General features: G+C 66.0%; 1 protein-coding gene. It reads right to left on the bottom strand.

The genetic code is table 11. The annotated features are described in order from the left end of the window. The coding region (locus NP777_RS47305) for a polyketide synthase dehydratase domain-containing protein (RefSeq protein ID WP_256656388.1) at nt 1–376 on the bottom strand (376 nt) is incomplete at its 3' end. Nucleotides 377–391 lie beyond the last annotated feature (15 nt).

The following is a 391-nucleotide window of genomic DNA, read 5'->3' as shown; positions in this document are numbered from 1 at the left end:
CCTCGACGAAGATTTCGTCTCCCCGGCGCCAGGCATCCCGCAACCCCTGGAACACCGGCCCATACACATACCCCCGCTCCGCCAAAACCTCATAAACCCCCGCCACCCCAACCCGCTCCGCACCCACCGGCGGCCACACCCCCACACCCGGCACCACACCATCCCCCACCCCAAGCACACCCACCGCATGCCGAACCCACTCACCCCCACGACACGAAAACACCGACACCGACCGACACCCCACCTCATCCACACCACCCACCGAAACCTGAACCTCAACCCCACCCCGCTCCGGAAGCACCAACGGCCCCTCCAAAGTCAACTCCTCAACCACCCCACACCCCAACCACAACCCCGCCTGCAACACCAACTCCACAAACCCCGTCCCCGG

The organism is Streptomyces rugosispiralis (assembly GCF_024505145.1).
GTDB lineage: Bacteria > Actinomycetota > Actinomycetes > Streptomycetales > Streptomycetaceae > Streptomyces > Streptomyces rugosispiralis.
Note: the sequence above shows the minus strand (reverse complement) of the source record. Positions and strands in the feature narration are given on the sequence as shown.